Annotated in this window: 23 protein-coding genes; 18 read left to right on the forward strand and 5 right to left on the reverse strand. The window is 56.6% G+C overall.

The genetic code is table 11. The features are described from left to right. Nucleotides 1-100 precede the first annotated feature (100 nt). The 5 genes from recA to GFB49_RS01295 all read left to right on the forward strand — a co-directional run bounded on the left by recA (nt 101) and on the right by GFB49_RS01295 (nt 5,673). On the forward strand, nt 101-1,168 hold the full coding sequence (gene recA / locus GFB49_RS01275) for a recombinase RecA (protein WP_153213989.1): 1,068 nt from the start codon (nt 101-103) through the stop codon (nt 1,166-1,168). Nucleotides 1,169-1,333: 165 nt separating this feature from the next. Further along, on the forward strand, nt 1,334-3,985 hold the full coding sequence (gene alaS / locus GFB49_RS01280; RefSeq protein WP_153213990.1) for an alanine--tRNA ligase: 2,652 nt from the start codon (nt 1,334-1,336) through the stop codon (nt 3,983-3,985). A gap of 78 nt (nt 3,986-4,063) precedes the next feature. Beyond that, a complete protein-coding gene (locus GFB49_RS01285; RefSeq protein WP_153213991.1) occupies nt 4,064-4,351 on the forward strand; it encodes a DUF1330 domain-containing protein in 288 nt (95 codons plus the stop codon). Nucleotides 4,352-4,493: 142 nt separating this feature from the next. Further along, a complete protein-coding gene (locus GFB49_RS01290) occupies nt 4,494-4,940 on the forward strand; it encodes a hypothetical protein (RefSeq protein WP_153213992.1) in 447 nt (148 codons plus the stop codon). Nucleotides 4,941-5,136: 196 nt separating this feature from the next. Then, entirely contained in the window at nt 5,137-5,673 is a 537-nt protein-coding gene (locus GFB49_RS01295) for a hypothetical protein (protein ID WP_153213993.1), read from the forward strand. 94 nt (nt 5,674-5,767) lie between these two features. Here GFB49_RS01295 and typA read toward each other — a convergent pair whose 3' ends face one another. From typA to GFB49_RS01320, 5 genes are all read right to left on the reverse strand, one after another. Next, nucleotides 5,768-7,588, reverse strand: a complete 1,821-nt coding sequence (typA, locus tag GFB49_RS01300) for a translational GTPase TypA (protein WP_153213994.1) — start codon at nt 7,586-7,588, stop codon at nt 5,768-5,770. 111 nt (nt 7,589-7,699) lie between these two features. Beyond that, complete coding sequence (locus GFB49_RS01305; RefSeq protein WP_153213995.1) at nt 7,700-8,035, reverse strand: SMR family transporter; 336 nt, start codon at nt 8,033-8,035, stop codon at nt 7,700-7,702. A gap of 120 nt (nt 8,036-8,155) precedes the next feature. Beyond that, nucleotides 8,156-9,325 carry an HD domain-containing protein gene (locus GFB49_RS01310; RefSeq protein ID WP_343032432.1) on the reverse strand — a complete coding sequence of 390 codons (1,170 nt, stop codon included), beginning with the start codon at nt 9,323-9,325 and terminating at the stop codon, nt 8,156-8,158. Nucleotides 9,326-9,327: 2 nt separating this feature from the next. Then, nucleotides 9,328-9,567, reverse strand: a complete 240-nt coding sequence (locus GFB49_RS01315) for a hypothetical protein (RefSeq protein ID WP_153213996.1) — start codon at nt 9,565-9,567, stop codon at nt 9,328-9,330. Then, nucleotides 9,567-10,220, reverse strand: coding sequence for an alpha/beta hydrolase (locus GFB49_RS01320; protein ID WP_153213997.1), 654 nt, complete (start codon nt 10,218-10,220; stop codon nt 9,567-9,569). The genes GFB49_RS01315 and GFB49_RS01320 overlap by 1 nt, the downstream gene beginning before the upstream one ends. A gap of 195 nt (nt 10,221-10,415) precedes the next feature. On the opposite strand from GFB49_RS01320, the gene iscR reads away from it, so the two are divergent. From iscR to GFB49_RS01385, 13 genes are all read left to right on the forward strand, one after another. Beyond that, the gene (gene iscR, locus GFB49_RS01325; RefSeq protein WP_153213998.1) at nt 10,416-10,874 is read left to right on the forward strand and encodes a Fe-S cluster assembly transcriptional regulator IscR; all 459 of its coding nucleotides are present in this window, start codon (nt 10,416-10,418) and stop codon (nt 10,872-10,874) included. Nucleotides 10,875-10,880: 6 nt separating this feature from the next. Further along, on the forward strand, nt 10,881-11,924 hold the full coding sequence (locus tag GFB49_RS01330; protein WP_153213999.1) for a cysteine desulfurase family protein: 1,044 nt from the start codon (nt 10,881-10,883) through the stop codon (nt 11,922-11,924). A gap of 15 nt (nt 11,925-11,939) precedes the next feature. Continuing rightward, entirely contained in the window at nt 11,940-13,460 is a 1,521-nt protein-coding gene (sufB, locus tag GFB49_RS01335; RefSeq protein ID WP_153214000.1) for a Fe-S cluster assembly protein SufB, read from the forward strand. Nucleotides 13,461-13,498: 38 nt separating this feature from the next. Then, nucleotides 13,499-13,813: a heavy metal-binding domain-containing protein gene (locus GFB49_RS01340; protein WP_153214001.1), complete on the forward strand. Its 315-nt coding sequence runs from the start codon at nt 13,499-13,501 to the stop codon at nt 13,811-13,813. A gap of 67 nt (nt 13,814-13,880) precedes the next feature. Next, entirely contained in the window at nt 13,881-14,636 is a 756-nt protein-coding gene (gene sufC, locus GFB49_RS01345; protein ID WP_153214002.1) for a Fe-S cluster assembly ATPase SufC, read from the forward strand. After that, complete coding sequence (locus tag GFB49_RS01350) at nt 14,636-15,916, forward strand: SufB/SufD family protein (RefSeq protein WP_153214003.1); 1,281 nt, start codon at nt 14,636-14,638, stop codon at nt 15,914-15,916. Before sufC ends, GFB49_RS01350 begins: the two co-directional genes overlap by 1 nt. Beyond that, a complete protein-coding gene (locus tag GFB49_RS01355) occupies nt 15,916-16,404 on the forward strand; it encodes a YIP1 family protein (protein ID WP_153214004.1) in 489 nt (162 codons plus the stop codon). Before GFB49_RS01350 ends, GFB49_RS01355 begins: the two co-directional genes overlap by 1 nt. Beyond that, complete coding sequence (locus GFB49_RS01360; RefSeq protein WP_153214005.1) at nt 16,401-16,961, forward strand: YIP1 family protein; 561 nt, start codon at nt 16,401-16,403, stop codon at nt 16,959-16,961. The genes GFB49_RS01355 and GFB49_RS01360 overlap by 4 nt, the downstream gene beginning before the upstream one ends. A 9-nt stretch (nt 16,962-16,970) precedes the next feature. Further along, the gene (locus GFB49_RS01365; protein WP_153214006.1) at nt 16,971-18,191 is read left to right on the forward strand and encodes a cysteine desulfurase; all 1,221 of its coding nucleotides are present in this window, start codon (nt 16,971-16,973) and stop codon (nt 18,189-18,191) included. Between the two features lie 239 nt (nt 18,192-18,430). Continuing rightward, complete coding sequence (locus GFB49_RS01370; RefSeq protein ID WP_153214007.1) at nt 18,431-19,435, forward strand: MBL fold metallo-hydrolase; 1,005 nt, start codon at nt 18,431-18,433, stop codon at nt 19,433-19,435. A 169-nt stretch (nt 19,436-19,604) separates the two neighbouring features. Beyond that, complete coding sequence (locus GFB49_RS01375) at nt 19,605-21,233, forward strand: sensor histidine kinase (RefSeq protein WP_194269239.1); 1,629 nt, start codon at nt 19,605-19,607, stop codon at nt 21,231-21,233. After that, nucleotides 21,230-22,543, forward strand: a complete 1,314-nt coding sequence (locus GFB49_RS01380; RefSeq protein ID WP_153214009.1) for a sigma-54-dependent transcriptional regulator — start codon at nt 21,230-21,232, stop codon at nt 22,541-22,543. The genes GFB49_RS01375 and GFB49_RS01380 overlap by 4 nt, the downstream gene beginning before the upstream one ends. Next, nucleotides 22,540-23,754 (forward strand): ABC transporter substrate-binding protein, encoded by a 1,215-nt coding sequence (locus GFB49_RS01385; RefSeq protein ID WP_153214010.1) that lies wholly within the window; start codon nt 22,540-22,542, stop codon nt 23,752-23,754. The genes GFB49_RS01380 and GFB49_RS01385 overlap by 4 nt, the downstream gene beginning before the upstream one ends. Nucleotides 23,755-23,820: the final 66 nt, after the last annotated feature.

The raw sequence follows: 23,820 nt of genomic DNA on the forward strand, positions 1-23,820 counted from the left end.
TGAAATGTTCCCCTTTTGATCGCACAAGAGAACAAGAGGCGAACAAAGCAGCGATTGCCGGCACCCCGCAGGTATGACACATAGAGAGGGACAAGGGACTATGGCGGATCTTTTGACCATGAAAAAAGACAAAGTGAGCGACGACAAACAAAAAGCGCTCGACAGTGCGCTGGCGCAGATTGAGCGTCAGTTTGGCAAGGGCTCGATCATGAAGCTCGGCGATGGCACCGCATTGGCTGAGATCGAGGCGTCCTCTACCGGATCGCTCGGTCTTGACATCGCGCTTGGCATTGGCGGTCTGCCGATGGGCCGGATCATCGAAATCTATGGGCCGGAAAGTTCCGGTAAAACCACGCTGACGCTGCATTGCATTGCAGAACAGCAGAAAAAGGGCGGTGTTTGCGCCTTTGTGGATGCGGAACACGCGCTGGACCCGCAATATGCAGCCAAGCTGGGCGTTGACCTGGACGAACTGCTGATTTCGCAGCCGGACACCGGTGAGCAAGCGCTTGAAATCACAGACACGCTGGTGCGTTCCGGTGCTGTAAACATGGTCATTGTGGACTCGGTGGCCGCGTTGACGCCGAAATCAGAGCTGGAAGGCGACATGGGCGACAGCAACGTGGGGGTCCAGGCACGCCTAATGTCGCAAGCCATGCGCAAGCTGACCGGCTCAATCAGCCGTTCAAAATGCATGGTGATCTTCATCAACCAGATCCGGATGAAAATCGGCGTCATGTTCGGCTCCCCAGAAACCACGACCGGCGGGAACGCGTTGAAATTCTACTCCTCTGTACGTCTGGACATCCGCCGTATCGGCGCGATCAAGGACCGCGACGAGGTGGTCGGCAACGCAACCCGTGTGAAAGTGGTGAAAAACAAAGTTGCTCCGCCTTTCAAACAGGTAGAATTCGACATCATGTATGGCGAAGGCATCTCCAAAATGGGTGAGCTTTTGGATCTGGGCGTGGCAGCCAGCGTGGTCCAGAAGTCCGGCGCCTGGTTCTCTTATGGGGATGAACGCATCGGGCAGGGGCGTGAGAATGCCAAAACCTTCCTGCGTGACCACCCGGAAATCGCCTATGACATCGAGGACAAGATCCGCGCCGCCCATGGGCTGGAATTCGACCGCCCCGAAGGCGGCGACGATGACATTCTAGAAGCGTAAAATCACTTCGACCAAATCGGTTTGAACGAGGGCGCGGACAGATGGTTTGCGCCCTTTTCATTTGGTTTTTCGACACAACCCGGCACATTCTGTGGACAGCACCGCATCTGAGGGATAAACCGGGTCGACTATGCTGTGTAAGCCTCTGAAAAAGAGAGACGGAAGATGCCGAGCCTGAACGAAATCCGTTCCACATTTCTGAACTACTTCGAAAAACAGGGACATATGATTGTCGACTCCAGCCCACTGGTGCCGCGCAATGACCCGACCCTGATGTTCACCAACTCTGGGATGGTGCAGTTCAAAAACTGCTTCACCGGGGTTGAAAAGCGCGACTATGTCCGTGCGACAACTGCGCAGAAATGTGTCCGCGCCGGCGGCAAGCACAATGACTTGGACAACGTGGGCTATACTGCGCGCCACCACACATTCTTTGAGATGCTCGGTAACTTCTCCTTTGGCGATTACTTCAAGCATCAGGCAATCCCTTTTGCCTGGGAGCTGATCACCAAGGAATTCGCGATTCCCAAAGAGCGTCTTTATACCACCGTCTATCACACCGATGACGAAGCGTTTGATATCTGGAAAAAGGTCGGCGTGCCCGAAGACCGGATCATCCGCATCTCGACCTCGGATAACTTCTGGCAGATGGGCGACACCGGCCCCTGTGGTCCCTGCACCGAGATCTTCTATGACCATGGCGACCATATCTGGGGTGGCCCTCCGGGCAGCCCAGAAGAAGACGGCGACCGGTTCATCGAGATCTGGAACCTTGTTTTCATGCAGAACGAACGGTTCGCGGATGGCTCTATGGTCGATCTGGACATGCAGTCCATCGACACAGGTATGGGGCTGGAGCGGATCGCGGCGCTGCTGCAGGGCACCCACGACAACTATGAAACCGATCTGTTCAAAGCGTTGATCGAAGCCTCGGCCAATGTGACCAATTCCGATCCTTTTGGCGATCAGAACGTCCACCACCGGGTGATTGCAGACCACTTGCGGTCCTGTTCGTTCCTGATCGCCGAAGGTGTTCTGCCCTCCAACGAAGGCCGTGGATATGTCCTGCGCCGTATCATGCGCCGCGCCATGCGTCATGCGTCATTGTTGGGCGCAAATGATCCGGTGATGCACAAGCTGGTGCCCGCGCTGGTTCAGCAGATGGGCGCGGCCTATCCTGAACTGTCCCAAGGTCAGGCGCTGATCGAAGAGACGTTTGAGCAAGAAGAAACCCGGTTTCTCAAGACTTTGGACCGCGGTCTGAAACTGCTGGACGAAGCCTCGACCGATCTGGGCAAGGGCGACACGCTGCCTGGTGAGACGGCGTTCAAACTCTATGACACCTATGGCTTCCCCCTCGACCTGACCCAGGACGCCCTGCGCGCCAAGGAAATCGAAGTCGACACCGACGGGTTCGACGCCGCCATGAAAGCGCAAAAAGAGAAGTCCCGCGCCGGTGGCATTGGTTTGGGCGAAGCGGCGGATGTGAAGGTCTATTTCGATATTCTGGATGCGTCCGGTTCAACCGAGTTCCTTGGTTATGAGACCGAGAAGGCCGAAGGTCAGATCGTTGCCATCGTCAAAGGCGGTGCGCAGGTCGACACAGCCTCCAAAGGTGACAGTGTTCAGATCATCCTGAACCAGACCCCGTTTTACGCTGAAAGCGGCGGTCAGATCGGCGACACTGGTGTTTTAACCGTCGAAGGCGGCGCGGCGCAGATTACTGATACCAAGAAGGTCGAAGGTCTGTTCCTGCACATCGCCGAGGTCACCGAGGGTGAGATCGCGGTTGAGGCCGGGGCAGAGCTGGTGGTGGATCATGCGCGTCGCAGCCAGATCCGCGCCAATCACTCCGCCACCCACCTGTTGCATGAAGCTCTGCGCAATGCGCTTGGCGATCACGTGGCCCAAAAGGGCTCGCTGAATGCCGATGACCGTTTGCGTTTCGACTTTAGCCACAACAAAGGGCTGAGCGGCGAAGAACTGGCCAACATCGGCGCCGAAGTGAATGAATTCATTCGCCAAAACACAGCTGTAACCACCCGTATCATGACCCCGGATGATGCCCGTGCCATTGGTGCACAGGCCTTGTTCGGTGAGAAATACGGCGAAGAGGTCCGCGTGGTCTCCATGGGGCGTGCGCCAACGGGCAAGGGCGCGGATGGGGAGACCTATTCGCTGGAACTTTGCGGCGGAACGCATGTCAAACAGACCGGTGACATCGGAACCTTTGTGATCCTGGGCGACAGCGCGTCGTCTGCCGGTGTCCGCCGGATCGAGGCGCTGACCGGTGCCGCAGCTTTGGAGCACTTGGAACGCGAAGCGGGCCGGATGGCGGATGTTGCCGCAGCGCTTAAAGCGCAACCTGTGGATGTACTGGATCGCCTCAAGGCTCTGATGGACGAACGCAAAGCCCTGCAGAACGAGATTTCCAACCTAAAACAACAGGTTGCCATGGGCGGTGGCTCTGGTGGTGGGGTTGAGGCCAAAGAGATCGGCGGCAAAAAGTTCCTGGCGCAGGCCCTGAAAGGCGTCTCTGGCAAGGACCTGCGCGGCTTGATTGACGCGCATAAACAGAACCTCGGATCTGGTGTGATCCTCTTGATCGCCGACGACGACGGAAAAGTGGCCGTGGCAGCAGGCGTGACCGATGATCTGACCGGTGAGATTTCTGCGGTGGACATCCTGAAAGCGGCGGTTCCGGCTGTTGGCGGCAAAGGTGGCGGTGGCCGTCCTGACATGGCACAGGGCGGTGGCAAGGATTTTGCCGGAGCTGAGGACGCAATCAAAGCAGCCGAAGCCGTGCTCCTGAATTGACCAAACGGTCAAAAAGAACTTGGACTTTCTCGCAGAACCCTTAATCTGCGGGGAAGTTTATCTGCTTTGGAGCCAAAAATGTCCGCACTCTGGATTGCACATGTCACCGTAACTGATGCTGACGCATATGGGAAATATGCGGAGCTGGCAGGTCCGGCAATTGCCAAACACGGCGGTGAATTCATCGCCCGCGCCGCGCGTTACGTTCAACTTGAAGGCAAAGAGCGCCCACGCAATGTGGTTGCCAAATTTGCCAGCGTGGAAGCTGCGGTTGCGTGTTACAACAGCGACGATTACCAGGCTGCGCTGGCCCATGCAAAAGATGCGTCTGAACGTGAATTGGTTGTTGTGGAAATCACCGAGTAATCCCGCCAAGTTCGTCACGTATTCGAGTTAATTCCAACCCATCCAAGTTTTGCTTGGGTGGGTTTTTTCTGTGTATTCTGTGGCAAAGGGCACGACCTAATTGGGCTTGTGACCCAGATTTACCGGATACTGGAAACCAAAAATGTTAACTCCCATTGGCGTTCCTTTGTCACCAGTACAACCTGTTACCCCAATCCAATCGCAAGCAGACAAGACAGACTCGCAGAAGATCGATGCAACGTCGCAGTCAGCATCCGCAACGCCAAGCAGTGCGCAGGCCTCTCAGTTTGTTCAACCGCCTGCTGACAGCTCCAAAGGACAGGACGCGGACCTTCAGTCCGCGTTAAACCAAGACGCCGCCCAACGCGCCCGGCCAAGCGTTGAGGGGAAAACAAATACACCGCAGCGCAACGTCGGCGGTGGCACTGCTGGGATCAACAAAGAAGCTATTGAAATCTTAGAACGCGTGCTTGAAAGCGCGCAGCAGGCGGATAACGTCAGCGCCGAAGATTTTCGAACCCAGCTGAGCGCCGAGCTTGAGGCCTCAGGACTGGATCCGTCCAAACCGATGGTGGATATCCGGGTCTGAAAACCAGATGTCACCGTGGGTTCTGTTATCCAATGCAGCAGAGAACGATAAAAACCCACATGCGAGATGCAGCATAAGTCATTGAATCATTTTGAAATACTCAAAATTTAGTTGGTAAGCAAATCAAAATATCTAACTGGCAATTGTTCCCTCGCAGTCAGGAGGCTGCACGGTAACAAGCAAGTGGATAGAAACCATGATTTATGCGACCAGCGGCGCGGCCGTTTCAGCATATTTTTCTCAATCGTCACAGGTTCAAACTCTCAGCGACGAGCAGCAGAACAATCTGGAAGAGATTCTTTCGCGTTATGATACAGATAATCTGAGCGAGGATGACGCATCAGAGATTGTCCAAAACATTCGCGACTTGAATATTCGCTCAGGCCCAGCATTAGGGTCGGCGCTCACGTCGGCCGGCGTAGATCCGAATGAACTTTTGGACAAGGCAGGCGTAGAGCGCGGCGGCCCGCAAGGTCCCGGTGGTCCGGGCGGCCCTGGAGGTCCTGGTGGCCCCGGAGGGCCGGGCGGTCCAGGTGGCGCTGGTGGCGCGCAAGAAGGCGGTGATGGCACCTCTGGCGTGAATGAAGCCGCAGTGACCATTTTGGAATCCGTTCTGGAGGCGCTGGAAGAGGACGAAGACAGCACCACTGAGGATTTTCAAACGCTTCTGGCCGCTCAGCTCGAGGAAGCAGGTATTGATTCCACTCAGCCGATTGTGGATTTTCGGCTCTAGGGACCTAAGAGCAGCGTACCGATGGCTGTCCTCAATGGAAAAAGGCCGCTCATCCCGAGCGGCCTTTGATCGTTTTAAAAAGGACAGCTGGCCGTTACTGGTTGGCCTTTGCCATGCGCTTGCGCTCATGCGGGTCGAGATAGCGTTTGCGCAGACGCACGTTGCTCGGTGTCACTTCCACCAGCTCATCGTCGTCAATGTAAGCAATCGCCTCTTCAAGGCTCAGTGTCATCGGCGTGGTCAGGCGCACTGCATCGTCGGTGCCCGAAGCACGCACGTTGGTCAGCTTTTTACCTTTCAGCGGGTTCACTTCCAGATCATTTTCACGGCTGTGTTCGCCGATGATCATGCCAGTATACACGTCTTCCTGTGCGCCGATCATCATCTTGCCGCGCTCTTCTAGGTTCCACAACGCGTAAGCAACCGAGGTGCCGTTCTCCATAGAGATCAGAACACCAGCACGACGGCCCGGAATTGCACCTTTGTGCGGGGTCCAGCCATGGAACACGCGGTTCAAAACACCGGTGCCGCGGGTGTCGGTGAGAAATTCGCCGTGATAGCCGATCAGGCCGCGCGACGGAACATGCGCGATAATGCGGGTCTTGCCTGCGCCTGCGGGCTTCATCTCGACCAGTTCACCTTTGCGGTGGCCGGTGAGCTTTTCGATCACAACGCCAGAGTATTCGTCATCCACATCGATGGTGGCTTCTTCGACCGGCTCCATGCGCACACCGTCCTGCTCATCAAACAGAACCTGCGGACGAGAGATCGACAGTTCGAACCCTTCGCGACGCATGTTTTCAATCAGAACGCCCATCTGCAATTCGCCACGACCTGCAACCTCGAACGCCTCACCGCCGGGGGTGTCGGTGATCTGAATCGCCACGTTAGACTCTGCTTCTTTCATCAGACGGTCACGGATCACACGGGACTGAACCTTTTTACCATCGCGGCCCGCCAGCGGGCTGTCGTTGATGCCAAAGGTCACAGTGATGGTAGGCGGGTCGATCGGCTGTGCAGGCAGCGGGTTTTCAACGCTTGGATCCAGCAGAGAGTCCGCAACGGTGGCTTTGGTCATACCAGCAACCGAAACAATGTCACCGGCTTCGGCCACATCGATCGGCTGTTGCGCCAGGCCCCGGAACGCCAGAACCTTGGTGCAGCGGAAGTTTTCAATCAGCTCGCCCTCGCGGGTCAGCGCTTTGACGCTGTCGCCAACTTTCAGGGTGCCGGATTCAACGCGACCGGTCAGGATGCGGCCCATAAACGGGTCAGAGCCCAGGGTGGTTGCCAGCATCTGGAAGGGTTCGTCTTTTCTCTCGATTTGCGCGGGGGCAGGCACGTGCTCAACAATCAGATCAAACAGAGCGGACAGATCCTTGCGGGGGCCGTCCAGCGTCATGTCGGCCCAGCCGGAGCGACCGGATGCATACATGGACGGGAAGTCCAGTTGTTCATCCGTGGCGCCAAGGTTGGCAAAGAGGTCAAAACACTGGTCCAGCGCGCGGTCGGGTTCTCCGTCGGGCTTGTCAACTTTGTTCACAACCACAATCGGACGCAGACCCAGTGCCAGCGCCTTGGAGGTTACGAATTTGGTCTGCGGCATCGGGCCTTCAGCCGCGTCCACCAGCAAAACAACACCGTCAACCATCGACAGGATCCGCTCAACCTCACCACCAAAATCGGCGTGGCCGGGGGTGTCGACGATATTGATCCGAGTGTCGTTCCATTCCACTGACGTCGCCTTGGCGAGAATGGTGATCCCGCGTTCGCGTTCCAGATCATTGCTGTCCATGGCCCGTTCAGCCACAGCCTGGTTTTCGCGGAACGCGCCGGATTGTTTCAATAGCTCGTCAACCAGGGTCGTTTTCCCGTGGTCAACGTGGGCGATGATCGCAATATTGCGCAGGTCCATAGGTATCAGCCTTTTAAAGGAGGTTGCGCCGCCCATAACGTGATCGGTGGCAGAAGGCCAGCGAAAAGAGGTGCGCGCGCAGCATGATACAGCCGGTGTGCGAAAATTCGGTCAGTGGCCGGCTGTTTTTGAGAACAAATGGATGACCAGAATGCCGATAATAATCAGGCCCAGCCCCAGTATTGCAGGCAGATCCAACGTCTGTCCAAAGACCACATAACCGATGGCTGCAATCAATACGATGCCAAGTCCAGACCAGATGGCGTAGACGATGCCAACAGGCATAAAGGCCAAGGTACGTCCCAGAAAATAGAACGACACCCCATATGCTACAACCACAAGCGCCGAAGGCAGAAGCCGCGTGAACTGATGGCTGGCCTGCAACGCGCTGGTGCCGATGGTTTCCGCAACAACCGCTATGATGAGAAATAGATAAGGGGTCGGCATGTCACGCTCCATAGGAAAATCACCCGCGCACTGGGCCAGAAAAACCCTGCATTTGCAACGCAGTCCAATAGGTTTTTAAACAGCGCCTGAAGGAATGACGCAAAAGCGACGATTGGCCCGTTATGCGCGTCCGTTGGTGACAAACCATTCCGCCACTTGCGGACGCATGTACTCCCAAACGATCTGCGCGCCTCGGCGAACCTTGATGCCGACGCGCGCATCAATCTGCGGCAATTGAACGTCATAATCCAGCCAGCTGCCACCTCCGTTGGCCAGGTTCAGCAACAACGGCTGGACCCGGTCGATGGATTTGGCAAACACGGCTTCGGCGGTTTCGGCGGCTTCAAACTCTTCCCAAATGGCGCGCAGCTCTGCGTTTTGCGGGTCTGGCAACAAGCCAAACAACCGATCAGCCGCGGCTTGCTCGGCCGCTTCAACCGCTGCCAAAGCTTCGGGAGAGACAACACCGTGTATTGGCGCATCCCCTGCGTCAATCTCAACCAGGTCATGCAGAACCAGCATGGTCAGCACTTTTAACAGATCCACCGGCGCATGCGCATGGTCCGACAGGATCCAGGCAAACATCATAATGTGCCAGGAATGTTCCGCCGAGTTCTCGTGCCGTGTGCCATCGGCAAGCTTGGACGCCCGCAGGACATGTTTCAGTTGGTCCGCCTCGCTCAGAAAGGTGATTTGCTGGGTGAACGTCGGATCGTGCTCCGTTGCCCCGCCATCCAGCAGTCCTCGAACATGATCATAGGCCAGTGGCAAATGGGATTTGAGAGAGACCGCGCGCCCCGTTTCGATGTTTTCACGGCAGATCGCCACATGTTCCGATGGTGGATTTGCACCGCGCAGGGTTTGAAACAGGGGCTGCGCACGATCCAGCGCCTTGGCGAATTGGGCGTCCTTGGATTGATTTGCCTCGAACTCACGCCACAGGTCTGCCATTGCCTGACCCTGGGTCTGAGGCAACAGGCCAAAGATCCGCGCAGCCGCCGCGTGCTCGGCGCGCGCAACCGCTTCCCAATCCACGGCTTCGTGGATCGGGTGATCGCCCACATCCACTTCGACGACATCATGCAACAGAAGCATCTGAATAACACGCAGCAGATCCACGCCATCCGGCGCGTGACCGGCCAGCACCAAAGCATACAAAGCCAGGTGCCAGCTATGTTCCGCAGAGTTTTCAACCCGCGAACCGTCCAAAAGCAAGTTGTGCCTGTCTACCCCCCTTAGCCGCTCGATTTCGTTCAAAAACTCAAACTGCTGGGCGAGGGTGGTCTGCACTGTTAGTCCTTTGGTTTTAACGAGGCCTGCGCGGCCGCAATCTTTTGTTCGAGAAAAATGCGCGCCTTTTGTTCCGCCAGACGCACGCGGACCTCGGTCAGAAAGGCTTCTTCCAAGGATTGAGAGGCGGCGCCAAGCACTTGGGCCACCTCTACATAAAGTCGTTCCTCGCCCAAAGCGTCCTGCACCTTGAGGGTGTCAGACGCGAGCTTCTGGGCGAGTGTGTCGAGTGTCGACGACATCAGCGGGTGTTTTCCGTCAGACGGCGTTTCACATAGTCGGACACATTGTCGACCATGGTTTCCATATGCTGATCCTGGAAGAAGTGATCTGCACCGGGCACCTCGGTATGGGTGATGGTAATACCTTTCTGCTCGTGCAGTTTGTTCACCAGGTTCACTGTATCCGCAGGCGGTGCCACACGGTCAGCGGTCCCATTGATGATCAAACCGGACGAGGGGCAGGGCGCCAAGAACGAGAAGTCATACATATTCGCAGGTGGGGCCACCGAGATAAAGCCGGTGATCTCAGGGCGGCGCATCAACAACTGCATGCCGATCCAAGCTCCAAAGGAGAAACCTGCAACCCAGCAATGCTTGGAATTGTTGTTCATCGACTGAAGATAATCCAGCGCCGATGCTGCGTCGGACAATTCGCCAACACCCTGATCATATTCACCCTGGCTGCGGCCAACACCACGGAAGTTAAACCGGAGCACCGTGAAGCCCATGTTGTAAAAGGCATAGTGCAGGTTATAGACAACCTTGTTGTTCATCGTTCCACCAAATTGCGGGTGCGGATGCAGCACGATGGCAATCGGGGCGTCACGTTCTTTTTGCGGGTGATAGCGGCCTTCCAGGCGGCCTTCGGGTCCAGGAAAAATGACCTCAGGCATGGGCGGTTTTAATCCTACTCTCGTTTTACGCTCGCTGATCCGATGCAAATTCTTGACGGAATCCCTCGGGCAGTTTAGAACGGTTCTAAATTGGTGATGTTGGCCTTGCCGAAACATCGTCCCGATGAGATACGCACAGTTGTACGAAACGTCAATGATTTCGCTGACACAGGCACCATTTGAGGGGGTAGGGGCATGAAACTATCGACAAAAGGACGCTATGCGATGGTGGCCCTGGCCGATATTGCCTTGCAACCGTCTGACACGTTGGTGGCGCTGGGGGATATCTCAAAACGTCAGGACATCTCGCTCGCCTATCTGGAACAGCTGTTTGTGAAACTGCGCCGTGCGGAACTGGTGGCATCGGTGCGTGGGCCCGGCGGCGGATACCGTCTGGCGCGCCCGGCATCTGAGATCCGAGTGATCGATATTCTGTCGGCTGTCGAGGAAACCATTGACGCCATGCACAAAGGCGCGGGGGCCTCTGGCGCGCTGTCCGGCAGCCGGGCGCAATCCCTGACCAATCGTCTGTGGGAGGGGTTGAGCGCACATGTCTATGTCTTCCTGCATCAAACCCGCCTGTCCGATGTGATCCAGAACGAGCTGGCCCCTTGCCCTGCGGTACCCAGCCTGTTTGACGTGGTGGACGATTAAGTCGCGATGTCCCGTATTTATCTGGATCATAACGCCACTGCACCGCTTCGCCCGGAGGCACGCGATGCCATGATCGCGGCGATGGAGGCTTGCGGCAACCCGTCATCGGTCCACGCTGAAGGGCGCAAAGCCAAAGCGATCGTCGAAAAGGCCCGCGCACAGATTGCAACAGCTTTTGGCGCGGATGGCGCTGATCTGGTCTTTACCTCCGGATCGACCGAAGGCGCGGCGCTGGCTCTGGCGGGGCGCGAACTACACGGTGCGGCTATTGAACATGATGCAGTAAGGTCTTGGATTGTTGAAGATCTCAGCGTCGATGAACACGGCGTTGCAACGGTTACAGATCCGGCACAGTCAACACTGCAACTGGCCAATTCCGAGACCGGGATCATCCAGGACCTTCCCGAAGGGCTGGCCGTAACAGATGCAACCCAGGCGTTCGGGAAACTGCCGGTCGCCTTTAATTGGTTGGGTGCCACAATGGCGCTAATCTCGGCCCATAAACTGGGTGGCCCCAAGGGGATTGGCGCTGTCGTCATGAAGCGCGGCACTGATTTAGCCCCACAGATCACTGGTGGCGGTCAAGAGATGGGGCGCCGTTCAGGAACCGAAAATGTCATTGGAATCGCGGGCTTCGGAGCCGCAGCTGAAGCGGCTTCGCGGGATCTTGCAAATGGCGTTTGGGATGAAATTAAAGAATTTAGAAATATTCTAGAAAACGCTCTTGTGGCTGGCGCGCAAGAGACTATTTTTGTCGGGAAAGATGCACGGCGTTTACCTAATACCTTGTGTTTCGCAACACCAGGGTGGAAGGGGGAAACCCAGGTCATGCAGATGGATCTGGCCGGGTTTGCCATCAGCGCCGGTAGCGCCTGTTCCAGCGGCAAGGTGCGCGCAAGCTCAGTTCTGACGTCGATGGGGATTGCGTCAGATGTGGCCCAATGCGCGATCCGGGTTTCGCTGGGTTTGGGGACGACACAGGACGATGTGCTGCGCTTTGCCGATGCGTGGCTGGACAAACAAAAGAAACACCGCGCCCGCATGGCGTGACTGCAGGAGATGACCATGGCCGCTTTGGACCAATTTGAAGCCAAGGAAGGCGTCGATCAGGAGACTGTCGATGCGGTGCGGGAGATCAGCACGTATAAATATGGCTGGGAAACCGAAATCGAGATGGAATACGCCCCCAAAGGCGTGAACCCCGATATCGTCCGCCTGATCTCGGAAAAGAACAACGAGCCCGAGTGGATGACCGAATGGCGTCTGGCGGCGTTTGAACGTTGGGAAAAGATGGATGAGCCCAACTGGGCGATGGTCAGCTATCCGGAAATCGATTTCCAGGACCAGTACTACTATGCCCGTCCCAAATCGATGGAAGAAAAGCCGAAATCTCTGGATGAGGTCGACCCCAAGCTGCTCGCCACTTACGAAAAGCTCGGCATCCCGTTGAAAGAACAGATGATTCTGGCCGGTGTTGAAGGTGCCGAAGACATGCCAGCCGAAGGCCGCAAGGTTGCGGTGGACGCGGTATTTGACTCGGTTTCCGTGGGCACGACCTTCCAGGAAGAGCTGAAAAAAGCGGGCGTTATCTTCTGCTCCATCTCCGAAGCGATCCGTGAACATCCCGAGCTGGTCAAGAAGTACCTGGGCACCGTGGTTCCGGTGACGGATAACTATTACGCCACGCTAAACTCGGCTGTGTTCTCGGACGGGTCGTTTGTTTACATCCCGCCAAACACCCGTTGCCCGATGGAATTGTCCACCTATTTCCGCATCAACGCGGAAAACACTGGCCAGTTCGAACGCACCCTGATCATCGCCGACAAAGGCAGCTATGTCAGCTACTTGGAAGGCTGTACGGCTCCGCAACGCGACACCGCGCAGCTGCACGCCGCCGTGGTTGAGATCATCATCGAAGAAGACGCCGAAGTGAAATACTCCACCGTTCAGAACTGGTTCCCCGGTGACGAAGAGGGCAAAGGCGGCATCTACAACTTTGTGACCAAACGCGCCGACTGCCGGGGCGATCGCTCCAAGATCATGTGGACCCAAGTGGAAACCGGCTCTGCCGTGACATGGAAGTACCCGTCCTGCATCCTGCGTGGCAAGGAAAGCCAGGGTGAGTTCTACTCAATCGCGATCACCAACAACTATCAACAGGCCGACACCGGCACCAAGATGGTTCACCTGGGTAAAGACACCAAATCGCGCATCGTCTCCAAAGGGATCTCAGCTGGCAAGGCGCAGAACACCTATCGCGGTCTGGTCTCCATGCACCCCAAGGCCAAGAACAGCCGGAACTACACCCAGTGTGACAGCTTGCTGATTGGTGACAAATGTGGCGCGCACACGGTTCCTTATATCGAGGTGAAGAACAATTCTTCCCGCGTGGAGCATGAAGCGACAACCTCCAAGGTGGATGATGACCAGCTGTTCTACTGCCGCCAGCGCGGCATGGACGAGGAAGAGGCGGTTGCCCTGGTTGTAAACGGCTTCTGCAAAGAAGTGCTGCAGGCGCTGCCGATGGAATTTGCGATGGAAGCACAGCAGCTGGTTGCCATCAGCCTGGAAGGCTCAGTCGGCTGATGTCGTTCCCCAAGGTAAAGAAAAAAGGACCTGTTTCCATGATCGTAACAACCACCGCGAATGTCGAAGGCTACCAGATTGCCGAATACAAGGGCATCGTCGTGGGCGAGGCGATCATGGGTGCCAATGTGGTGCGGGATTTCTTTGCCTCGGTCACAGATATCGTTGGCGGCCGCTCTGGTGCCTATGAGAGCAAGCTGCGTGACGCCCGCGAAACAGCCATGGCGGAACTGGAAGATCACGCCCGCGCGCGTGGGGCCAATGCGGTTGTGGGCGTCGATATTGATTATGAAGTCGTAGCGGACAGCATGCTGATGGTCTCTGTCAGCGGTACGGCTGTTCTGCTCGGCTAACGGAATTCGCCCAAACGGGCTTTGAAACAAACGGGACCAGCTCCCGACGGATTGAGACGAGGAAAAAATGCTCGAAATCAAAAACCTGCACGTCAAACTTGAAGACGAAGACAAGCAGATCCTGAAAGGTGTGGATCTGAAAGTGGAAGCTGGCAAGGTGCACGCCATCATGGGGCCGAACGGCTCTGGCAAATCCACCCTGTCTTATGTGCTGTCCGGCCGTGACGGTTATGAGGTCACCGAAGGCACTGCGTCGCTGGGTGGCGAAGAACTGCTGGACCTGGAAGCCGAAGAACGTGCGGCCCTGGGCCTGTTCTTGGCGTTCCAATACCCGGTCGAAATCCCCGGCGTTGGCAACATGACCTTCCTGCGCACTGCTGTGAACGCGCAGCGCAAGGCCCGCGGTGAAGAAGAGCTGTCGGCAGGTGAGTTCTTGAAGGTTGTGCGCGAAAAAGCCAAGACCCTGAAGATCGACGCCGACATGCTGAAGCGTCCGGTCAACGTGGGCTTCTCGGGCGGTGAAAAGAAGCGCAACGAGATCCTGCAGATGGCAATGCTGGAGCCGAAGATGTGCATCCTGGACGAGACTGACTCGGGCCTCGACGTGGACGCGATGAAACTGGTCTCCGAAGGTGTAAACGCGCTGCGCGATGCAGGCCGTGGTTTCCTGGTGATCACCCACTACCAGCGTCTGCTGGATCACATCAAACCTGACGTTGTGCACATCATGGCCAACGGTCGTATCGTCAAAACCGGTGGACCTGAGCTGGCTTTGGAAGTTGAAAACAACGGCTATGCCGACATCCTGGCGGAGATCGCATAATGGCGCTGCCGGAATTGAAACAAACCGCAACCGAGGCGCGGCTGGCGGCGCTGAGCTTGCCCCAAGGCGGCTGCCTGGACGCCGGACGCGCCGCTGCCGTAGCCCGTGTCCAGACCCTTGGCCTGCCGGATCGCCGCGACGAATACTGGAAATACACCCGTCCCGACACATTGGTCACGGCTGATGCGCCAACAGCCGAAGTGTTCGAGTCAACCGAAGCACCGGTCTTTGACGCGATGGACCGCGTCAAGATTGTGTTTGTCGACGGCGTTTTTGACAGCGCAGCTTCCGATGATCTGTCCCTGGAAGGTGTGACGATCGATCGTTTGTCGGATCTGGCGGACACCGATATTCACTGGGCCAAAGACCTTTATGGTGTGCTGGAAGCCCGTGGTCAAACCCCGGTGGCCCGCCCGCTGGCCGCGCTGAACACCGCATATGCGACCGATGGCGTGGTGATCCATGTGACCGGCAAGCCGTCAAAACCCATCAGCCTGATCTACAAACATGCCGATACGGCATCTGACGCGATCCTGCATCATGTGATCCGTGTTGAAAGCGGTGCCGAGGCGACCATTTTGGAAAACGGTCCCGCAGCCTCCCGGTTCAACAAAGTGACCGAGATCGACATTGCAGATGGCGGCACATTGCACCACATCCGGGCCCAAGGTCGCGATCACGCACGTCGCGCGGCGACCCATATGTTCACACGTCTGGGCAGCGGGTCGGTTTATAAGTCCTTTACCCTGACCGTAAACGGCGTTTTGACCCGCAACGAGCAGGTGATTGAGCTGACCGGCGATGATGCGGTGGCCCATGTGGCCGGTGCCTGTGTGGGCGATGGTGATTTCCACCACGACGACACCGTGTTCATCACCCATGATGCGGTGAACTGCGAAAGCCGTCAGGTCTTCAAAAAGGTTCTGCGCAACGGCGCGACCGGCGTGTTCCAGGGCAAGATCCTGGTGAAAGAAGGCGCGCAAAAGACGGATGGCTACCAGATTTCCCAGTCTTTGCTGCTGGATGAAGACAGTCAGTTCCTGGCCAAACCAGAGCTTGAGATCTATGCTGACGATGTGGCCTGTTCGCATGGCTCCACGTCGGGTGCGATCGACGATGATGCGTTGTTCTATCTGCGCTCGCGCGGTGTGCCCCATGGCGTGGCGACGGATCTTTTGACCTTGGCCTTCCTGGCTGAGGCCGTCGAAGAGATCGAGCATGAGGACATCGCGGCCGAATTGGTCGACCGCCTCGAAGGCTGGCTGGCCCGGCGTCGCTGATGGCGGTCACAACTGATATTTTGCTGACATATAAAGGGCCGCGCCAGGTTTTGGCGCGGCTCCTGTCCGCAGGCCCGCGCGAAGACCGGCTGGTGGCCCTGGCGATGGGCAGCTGTGTGATCATGTTCATTGCACAACTGCCGCGTTTGGCACGCATTGCCCATATGACCGATCAGGATCTGAACGCGCTGATGGGCGGATCATTGCTGGCCCTTGTATTTGTCCTGCCGCTGATACTTTATTCCTTGGCCTTTGTGTTTCACCTGATCGCCCGCGCTCTGGGTGGCAAAGGACACGGGTTCCAATCCCGCGTGGCCTTGTTCTGGGCGATGATGGCAGCCAGCCCCTTGATGCTTCTGAATGGGCTGGTGGCAGGGTTTATCGGCGATGGACCTGCGCTTTCGGCGGTTGGTGGCTTGTGGTTTGGTGCAGTTTTGTGGTTCTTGGGAACCGGTTTGCACGAAGCCTATTGGAGACGGCAGCAATGATCGCAATTGGTCCTCTGGTCGGCCAGACCATTCAAACCCCAGAACAGGCGGCGAAACAGTTTTTGGCGTTGGACCTCCCGCGTGAGGCAATCTGGGTTGGGTTTGCGCTGGTCCAAATCCTGAACACGCTTAATTTTGTTCTGCGCGCGATTGTGACACCTTTACCCAGCGAATTTGAATGGATGGTCTCACCGGTTGAACATCTGATAATGAACTCGGTCTTGCAGTTTGGGCTGGCAGTCAGCGTCACCTTTGCCGGACGCTGGTTGAACGGGCGGGGCGGGTTCCTTCCTGTACTGAGCTGCCAGGTTTGGATTAACTTTGTGCAACTGATTGCCATGGCTGGCCTGACCGTCGTCGCAGTGGCTACGCCAACCCTGGCGGGCATACTGGATTATGTCGTAGCGATTTTTGCGATCTATATCTCGCTGCATTTTATCAACCAAGTGCACCAGCTCGGATCCCTATGGCGGTCCTTTGGGGTGTTTCTACTGTCTGGCGTTGTCATGGCTGTCGCCATCGCTCTTTTGGGACAGTCGTTGCTGCCCAGCATCTAGGAACAAACTATGTATGACATTGAAAAAATCCGCAGCGACTTTCCGATCCTATCGCGTGAGGTGAACGGTAAGCCGTTAACCTATTTGGACAACGGCGCATCAGCTCAAAAGCCACAGGTGGTGATTGACGCGGTTACACGCGGTTACGCAGAGGAATATTCCAATGTTCACCGTGGCTTACATTACCTTTCGAACCTAGCTACCGAAAAATACGAGGCCGTACGTGGGACCATTGCTCGGTTCTTGAACGCCGCCCACGAAGATCACATCGTTCTGAATTCCGGCACCACGGAAGGAATCAATATGGTGGCCTATGGCTGGGCTATGCCGCGTATGGAAGCCGGGGATGAGATCATCCTGTCCGTTATGGAACATCACGCCAATATTGTGCCCTGGCACTTCCTTCGGGAACGTCAGGGTGTGGTGATCAAATGGGTCGACACCGAAGCCGATGGATCGCTGGATCCACAAAAGGTGCTGGATGCCATTGGCCCCAAGACCAAGCTAATCGCCGTGACCCATTGTTCAAATGTGCTGGGCACCGTTGTCGACGTCAAAACCATATGCCAAGGCGCAGCCCATCAGGGCGTTCCGGTGCTGGTTGATGGCTCCCAAGGGGCCGTGCACATGCCTGTTGACGTGCAGGACATCGGCTGTGATTTCTATGCGATCACTGGTCACAAGCTGTACGGGCCTTCAAGCTCGGGCGCGATTTATGTGAAGCCGGAACGCATGGCCGAGATGCGCCCCTTTATTGGCGGCGGTGATATGATCAAAGAAGTCAGCAAAGAGGCCGTTGTCTATAACGATCCGCCCATGAAGTTTGAGGCCGGAACGCCGGGCATTGTTCAAACCATCGGATTGGGCGTCGCGCTGGATTATATGATGGACCTTGGCATGGATAACATCGCAGCGCATGAGGCCCAATTGCGCAGCTATGCCGAAGAACGGTTTGCCGGGTTGAACTGGCTTAACATCCAAGGACATGCAACTGGAAAAGCTGCAATTTTCAGCTTTACCCTGGACGGTGCGGCACATGCGCATGACATCTCGACCATTCTGGATCGCAAAGGTGTGGCCGTGCGTGCGGGGCATCACTGTGCGGGTCCATTGATGGATCATCTTGGGGTCACCGCAACGTGTCGTGCGTCTTTTGGGCTTTATAACACGACCGGCGAAGTCGATACGTTGATTGATGCGCTGGAACTGGCGCATGAGCTATTCGCCTGACCAATAGACACGCCACAACATTTAGACACCGGGGTGGCTTTGGGCGAAAACCGCTCACGCTACCCCGTTTAATTCGCGGAAAGCGCGCATCTTTTTCTATACCAAATATCGCGTCGGATCCGTGTTCATGGAACCTAGGCGGCACAAGTCTTCTGCGTGTCCGCATCTGTTGAAACATTTGAGCACAAACTAACAATCGTGTGCCTCGCAGAGCTTGCCATAACTCTGGGAGGAGAGACATGCGCGATTTGACTTTAACGCGTCGACACACGCTTTTTGGGGCGGCCGCCGTTGCAGGCACGCTGACAACTGGTTTCACCGCCAGCCCGGCCGAGGCCAAAGCCCCGCTTGCCACAGACCAAGCCCCTTATTTCTATCGGTTCAAACATGGCTCGATGCAGGGAACCGTGATTTCGGACGGGATTTTGCCCCTGGGTGAGCCGTCCGGCAGCTTCCTTGGCACCAGCAAGGAAGAAGTCGAGCAGATACTAACCGGTAACTTTCTGGACCCCAGCAATGTCATTCTGGAACAGAACATTCTGATTTTGAACACCGGCTCAAAACTGGTTCTGTTTGACACCGGAATGGGGGAGTCGCAGTTGTTTGGCCCAACACCGGGCCGTATGATGGAAAACCTGGCGGCAGCTGGCATCGACCCCAAAGACATTGACGCGATTGTCTGCACCCATGCCCATTGTGACCACGTCTGGGGGATTATGTCCGCTGGCGGGAGCCCCAATTTCCCCAACGCGCAAATCTATATCTCGCAAGCGGATTTTGAGTTTTGGACGGATGAGGCCAAGCTTAGCTGGTCCGAACCCGGATATATGAAAGCCTTTGTGGAGGGGGCGCGCCGCAATCTGATGCCAAACCGGGATCGCATCATCTTTTTTAAAGACGGTGAAGAATTCCTGCCGGGCATCCAGGCCATGTATGCGCCAGGGCATACGGTTGGGCACTCCATCTTTCTGATCACATCAGACGGGCAGACCATGGCGGCCATTGGCGATACGACCCACCATCACGTGCTGTTGTTGGAACGCCCGTTGATGGAATTTGCCTTTGACACCGATCCCAAATTGTCGGCGCAAACCCGGTTCAAGGTGTTGGACATGCTGGCGCAGGAACGCATTCCCATGATCGCCTACCATTTCCCATGGCCAGGCATTGGGCATATCGCCAAGGTGGGCGAGGGGTTCCATTTCTACCCAGCGCCGATGGTGATGCAGACCTTGCCGAGCTGACGCACAGAACGCCAGAGCATGGGCTGTTCCAAAGATGAGCGGTTTGCGCTCCAACTCCGCCGGATTGTGGGGTGTAAACCAATAGTCCCACCGTTAAGGTCAGTGAATTGGAGGAGGCGGATCGACGGACACTATGTTCTGGCGGCACAATAATTTGGCACGAAGATATATGTTCGCAGCCCTTGTGGCTGCGATCGTTCCCTTGTTGGTCATAGCTTTTCTCTATGATCGCTACAGCGTCCGCCTGATTGACACGATTTCACGCAGCCGCACCGAGGGCGAGGTTCAGGCCGTGGCAGTCCGGATGGGCAGTTTTTTGCGCGCACAATTGAACCGGCTGGAAAACATCGCAGACCTCCCCGAGACCGCGCAGTTTCTTGCATCAGATCACCCGGTGATGAGCGACACGTTGTATGATTTCCTCCTGCTGGAAGCCGACAGCCCTGATGTCTATGCAATCGAGCTCTATAGTATGGAAGAGAGGCTTTTGGCCACGGTGCCGCAAACCCAAAGCCCGCCACCGGTGCAGGATGCAACCACGCCATTTGTCAGTTTTGAACAGGCAGATGTGATAGGGCCAGTTTTGCCCCCAAACGGCCTGCCGGGGTGGTTCATGATCCGCTTGCCGGTTTCGGTAAACCGCGCAGAGCTTGGCTATGTTGTAATGAGGCTGCGGTTGAACTCATTGACCGAAAAGATGGGGCCGCTGATCCTGACCGGCATCAAAAGCCCGCAGCTTGTGGTGTTTGACCGCATTCACTTGAATGCCGCGGGTCACCGTGTTGCGGCCGGATCTGTGCTGCATTCTTCCAATCCCATATTACCGGGATGGCATCTGGATCTGGTCGCACTGACCGATAAGTTGAACGACCGACGGCAGGCCTTACGACTGACCCTTTTGATCCTGTCCTTTGCGCTGGTATTGGCACTTGGACTGTTGTTTTTCCAACTTTCAAACCGACTAACCGGATACCTGCGCCCCCTGAAAGAGGGGGCCGATGCGCTATCGCGCGGGGACTTCTCCGCAAATGTGCCGGAAAACGGTCCAGGTGAATTGGGCAGCCTGGCCCGTGCCTTTAACCACATGCGGCGCCATTTGCGGGATATGATAAATTCGCGCGTGGACATCGAACGCCGCGCAGCCCTTGGCAATATGGCGGCTGGCATTGCCCATGAGGTTCGCAACCCATTGGCGACAATTGCAGCCACGGTTTACGGGCTGAAGCGCGGCGAAACCAGCCCGGAACGGGTTGAAATGTATGATGAAATGTCTGGCGAGATTGAGCGAGTTGATCGCGCAATCGAGGAGTTTCTGAAATACGCGCGCCCTTCAACGCCAAAGCGAGAGCCCGTTTTGGTCCGTGACACATTCCGGGGTCTGCGCACGCTGACATCGGCGCAGGTTTTGGAACGGAACATCACACTGAACCTTGGCGGTGACTCGCAGCTGGAACTGATGATCGACCCGGCCCATCTGCGCCAGATCCTATTAAACCTCATCCTCAATGCCATTCAGGCTGTGCCAGATGGCGGGCTGATCTCGCTCAAAGTGCTGCATCTATGCGGCGCAACCGTTTTGACGGTGGAAGACAACGGAGCAGGGATGGATGGTGCCACCTTGGACAAAGTCATGCGCCCGTTCTTCACCACACGCTCTGGCGGCAGCGGGCTGGGGCTTGCGGTCACGGCTGAACTGACGCGGGCCAACGGTGGGTACATCCACATCGACAGCACGCCCGGCACGGGCACCACAGTTACATTGACGTTCCCAGATCCCCCCAGAGAGGCACCAGAATGAAACGGCGCATCCTGATCATCGATGATGAAATCAAACTCACACGTTCCATTGCCTTTGCGCTGCGGCAGTCTGGTTATGATTGCCTCGAAAGTCACAATGGCCGGGCAGGGTATGAGCTGGCCCAAAAGGAAACGCCGGATCTGGTTCTATTGGATGTACGCATGCCTGGGCATTCGGGCCTCGCGGTGCTGGAATCCTTGCGCCAGGATCTGCCAACTGTGCCCGTTATTATGATGTCTGCCCTGGATGCCACGCAGGACGCGGTCAAGGCGGTGAAACTTGGGGCCGTCGATTATCTGTCCAAACCCGTGGATATGGACGATCTGATCCAATTGATCGAAACCACAACGGCAGAAACACAGGACAGCCCTGAAATCCAGACTTTGGAAGAGGGGCGACCCTATGAGGCGTCGCTGTTGGGCAACAGCGCCTTGATGCGCGACTTACGGAACCATATTGAACGCGCCACCACATCGGGTGTGCGCACTGTATTGTTGCGCGGGGAGCTGGGCGTGGGGCGCGCTATGGTTGCGCGTGACCTGCACAAACGGGCCTGCGGCGCCGCGGCACCCTTTGTGGAAATCAACTGCGCCACATTGGTTGGGGATCAGATTGAAACGGAGATTTTCGGCAGTCACGGCGATCTTCACCGGCGTGGTTTGATTGAGGTTGCGGATGGCGGCACCTTGTTCCTGCACGAGGTCGAAGCCCTCTCACCCGTGGCGCAGGCCCGGATTATGGCATTCCTTGAAAGCGGGGTTCTGCGCCAATTTGGCGGTCGCGTCGTCAGGCCAGATGTGCGGATTGTGGCCGCGGCCAATGCCGACCTTGCACAATGCGCAGCCGCAGGTCAGTTTCGCAAAGATCTGCACCTGCGGCTGGAATTGCTGCCGCTGGATGTGCCTCCATTGCGCGACCGGCGCGAAGATATTGAGCTGTTGTGGATGAGTTTCGCCCGCAGCTATGCGCGCAAAATGGGGTGCAAACAGATCCGCCTGTCTGCCGCTGCCCGGGATCAACTGATGTCCTATGACTGGCCTGGAAATGTGCGCGAGTTAAAGAACCTGGTGGAACGGCTGACGATCTTGAAACCGGGTGCGTTGATCGATGTCGCTGATTTACCACGCGAGATGTTCAGCGAAGATCTGATCCCTGACGCCAATATCGAAGAGCAGATGGCCACATTGGAACGCGCTTTGGTGCGCGATGCGCTGACCAAGGCACGCGGGCGCAAAGGGGTGGCGGCAGACACGCTTGGCATTTCGCGCCACGCGCTGAAACGCAAGATGCAACGGCTGGGACTGACATGAGAGCGCTTGCAGCAATCCTTTGGGTATTCACCTCACTCACAACCGCAGCGGCGGACCCTGTTAAGGTTGGCTGCCTTTACCCGCTGTCTGGGTCCGGTGGCCTTTATGGGCGGGACTCACTGGTGGCGATTGATATGGCGCTGGAAGACATCCGGCAGTCAAACACGCCGATTGAAATCGAAGTCGCCGTGCGCGACAGCCGGTCCAAAACCCTGCGATCCCTGCAAATCGCGCGGAATTTTGTCGAAACGGATGGGGTGGATTTTCTCTGTGGTATGGTGAGTTCAACCGTGGCGCTGACCGTTTCAGACTATGCCCGCAAAAGCGCAACCTTTCTGATCGGCACCGATCACGCATCGCCAACATTGGTGTCCTCGCAGCTCCACCCCTATTACTTTCGTGTCACCAATGGCTCGCGGTTATCGATGCGGGCAGGGGCCATGTATATTGCCGAAACCCAGCCCAAAACCCCGCTGCGCATCAGCTTTGTCGGGCCTGATTATGACTATGGTTACCAAGTTTTTGAGGATCTGCGCCATTTCCTTGAAGCAGAGGGAGTTGCCCATGAAATCTCATCTGTCTATTGGCCCGCGCTGTTTGCGTCAGATTACAGCCTTTACATCCAACAGCTGATCGAAGACGCGCCGGATATTGTTGTAAACGCCCATTGGGGGCTGGATCTGGTCACATTTGTGCGCCAAGCCGACCAGCTTGGCCTGTTTGAGACGGTCCAGTTTATGAATTTCGACACCGGCGGAAACTACGAGATCTTGGCTGAACTTGGCGCAGATATGCCCGAAGGGCTGGTTCTGTCGGCACGCCATCACCTGAATTGGCCCGCGACCGCCGCCAACGATGCATTTGTCACCGAATTCCACGCCCGCGCCGGACGCTACCCGAGTTATGCCGCCGAAGGGGCCTATTCCGGCATAATGGCCATTGCCGAAGCCGTCCGCCAGGCTGGAGGCACGCAGGACAAAGAGAAGCTGAAACAAGCGCTTGAGAACCTGAAACTGTCGCTGCCCGAGGACCCGGATGGGTTTCGCTCTACGATGGATCCCAAACATCACCAGATGTTGCAGGTTCAGGCCATCGGCCGCACCGAACCCTCACAAGCGTTTCCTCCGGCTCAGATGATCCTGGGTGACATCCGCGTTTATGAGCCGCCGCTACATTGGCCGGATCGTCCGGTCATCCCCCAGCAAAACTGAGCGGCAACCGCTCAGGCCATGTTATCAGATGGGCGCAATGCGCTCAGCTGCATCCTGTAAAACGCT

The organism is Tritonibacter litoralis (assembly GCF_009496005.1).
Lineage (GTDB): Bacteria > Pseudomonadota > Alphaproteobacteria > Rhodobacterales > Rhodobacteraceae > Epibacterium > Epibacterium litoralis.

Bases quoted from the DNA above. Each gene is read 5' to 3' on its own strand.
- iscR (WP_153213998.1), top strand. From the start codon at position 10,416: ATGAAACTATCGACAAAAGGACGCTATGCGATGGTGGCCCTGGCCGAT.
- GFB49_RS01355 (WP_153214004.1), top strand. From the start codon at position 15,916: ATGGCGGTCACAACTGATATTTTGCTGACATATAAAGGGCCGCGCCAG.
- GFB49_RS01360 (WP_153214005.1), top strand. From the start codon at position 16,401: ATGATCGCAATTGGTCCTCTGGTCGGCCAGACCATTCAAACCCCAGAA.
- GFB49_RS01330 (WP_153213999.1), top strand. From the start codon at position 10,881: ATGTCCCGTATTTATCTGGATCATAACGCCACTGCACCGCTTCGCCCG.
- GFB49_RS01295 (WP_153213993.1), top strand. From the start codon at position 5,137: ATGATTTATGCGACCAGCGGCGCGGCCGTTTCAGCATATTTTTCTCAA.
- GFB49_RS01380 (WP_153214009.1), top strand. From the start codon at position 21,230: ATGAAACGGCGCATCCTGATCATCGATGATGAAATCAAACTCACACGT.
- GFB49_RS01285 (WP_153213991.1), top strand. From the start codon at position 4,064: ATGTCCGCACTCTGGATTGCACATGTCACCGTAACTGATGCTGACGCA.
- GFB49_RS01290 (WP_153213992.1), top strand. From the start codon at position 4,494: ATGTTAACTCCCATTGGCGTTCCTTTGTCACCAGTACAACCTGTTACC.
- GFB49_RS01385 (WP_153214010.1), top strand. From the start codon at position 22,540: ATGAGAGCGCTTGCAGCAATCCTTTGGGTATTCACCTCACTCACAACC.
- GFB49_RS01370 (WP_153214007.1), top strand. From the start codon at position 18,431: ATGCGCGATTTGACTTTAACGCGTCGACACACGCTTTTTGGGGCGGCC.
- GFB49_RS01320 (WP_153213997.1), bottom strand. From the start codon at position 10,220: ATGCCTGAGGTCATTTTTCCTGGACCCGAAGGCCGCCTGGAAGGCCGC.
- GFB49_RS01350 (WP_153214003.1), top strand. From the start codon at position 14,636: ATGGCGCTGCCGGAATTGAAACAAACCGCAACCGAGGCGCGGCTGGCG.
- alaS (WP_153213990.1), top strand. From the start codon at position 1,334: ATGCCGAGCCTGAACGAAATCCGTTCCACATTTCTGAACTACTTCGAA.
- GFB49_RS01340 (WP_153214001.1), top strand. From the start codon at position 13,499: ATGATCGTAACAACCACCGCGAATGTCGAAGGCTACCAGATTGCCGAA.
- sufB (WP_153214000.1), top strand. From the start codon at position 11,940: ATGGCCGCTTTGGACCAATTTGAAGCCAAGGAAGGCGTCGATCAGGAG.
- recA (WP_153213989.1), top strand. From the start codon at position 101: ATGGCGGATCTTTTGACCATGAAAAAAGACAAAGTGAGCGACGACAAA.
- GFB49_RS01365 (WP_153214006.1), top strand. From the start codon at position 16,971: ATGTATGACATTGAAAAAATCCGCAGCGACTTTCCGATCCTATCGCGT.
- GFB49_RS01305 (WP_153213995.1), bottom strand. From the start codon at position 8,035: ATGCCGACCCCTTATCTATTTCTCATCATAGCGGTTGTTGCGGAAACC.
- sufC (WP_153214002.1), top strand. From the start codon at position 13,881: ATGCTCGAAATCAAAAACCTGCACGTCAAACTTGAAGACGAAGACAAG.
- GFB49_RS01315 (WP_153213996.1), bottom strand. From the start codon at position 9,567: ATGTCGTCGACACTCGACACACTCGCCCAGAAGCTCGCGTCTGACACC.
- typA (WP_153213994.1), bottom strand. From the start codon at position 7,588: ATGGACCTGCGCAATATTGCGATCATCGCCCACGTTGACCACGGGAAA.
- GFB49_RS01375 (WP_194269239.1), top strand. From the start codon at position 19,605: ATGTTCGCAGCCCTTGTGGCTGCGATCGTTCCCTTGTTGGTCATAGCT.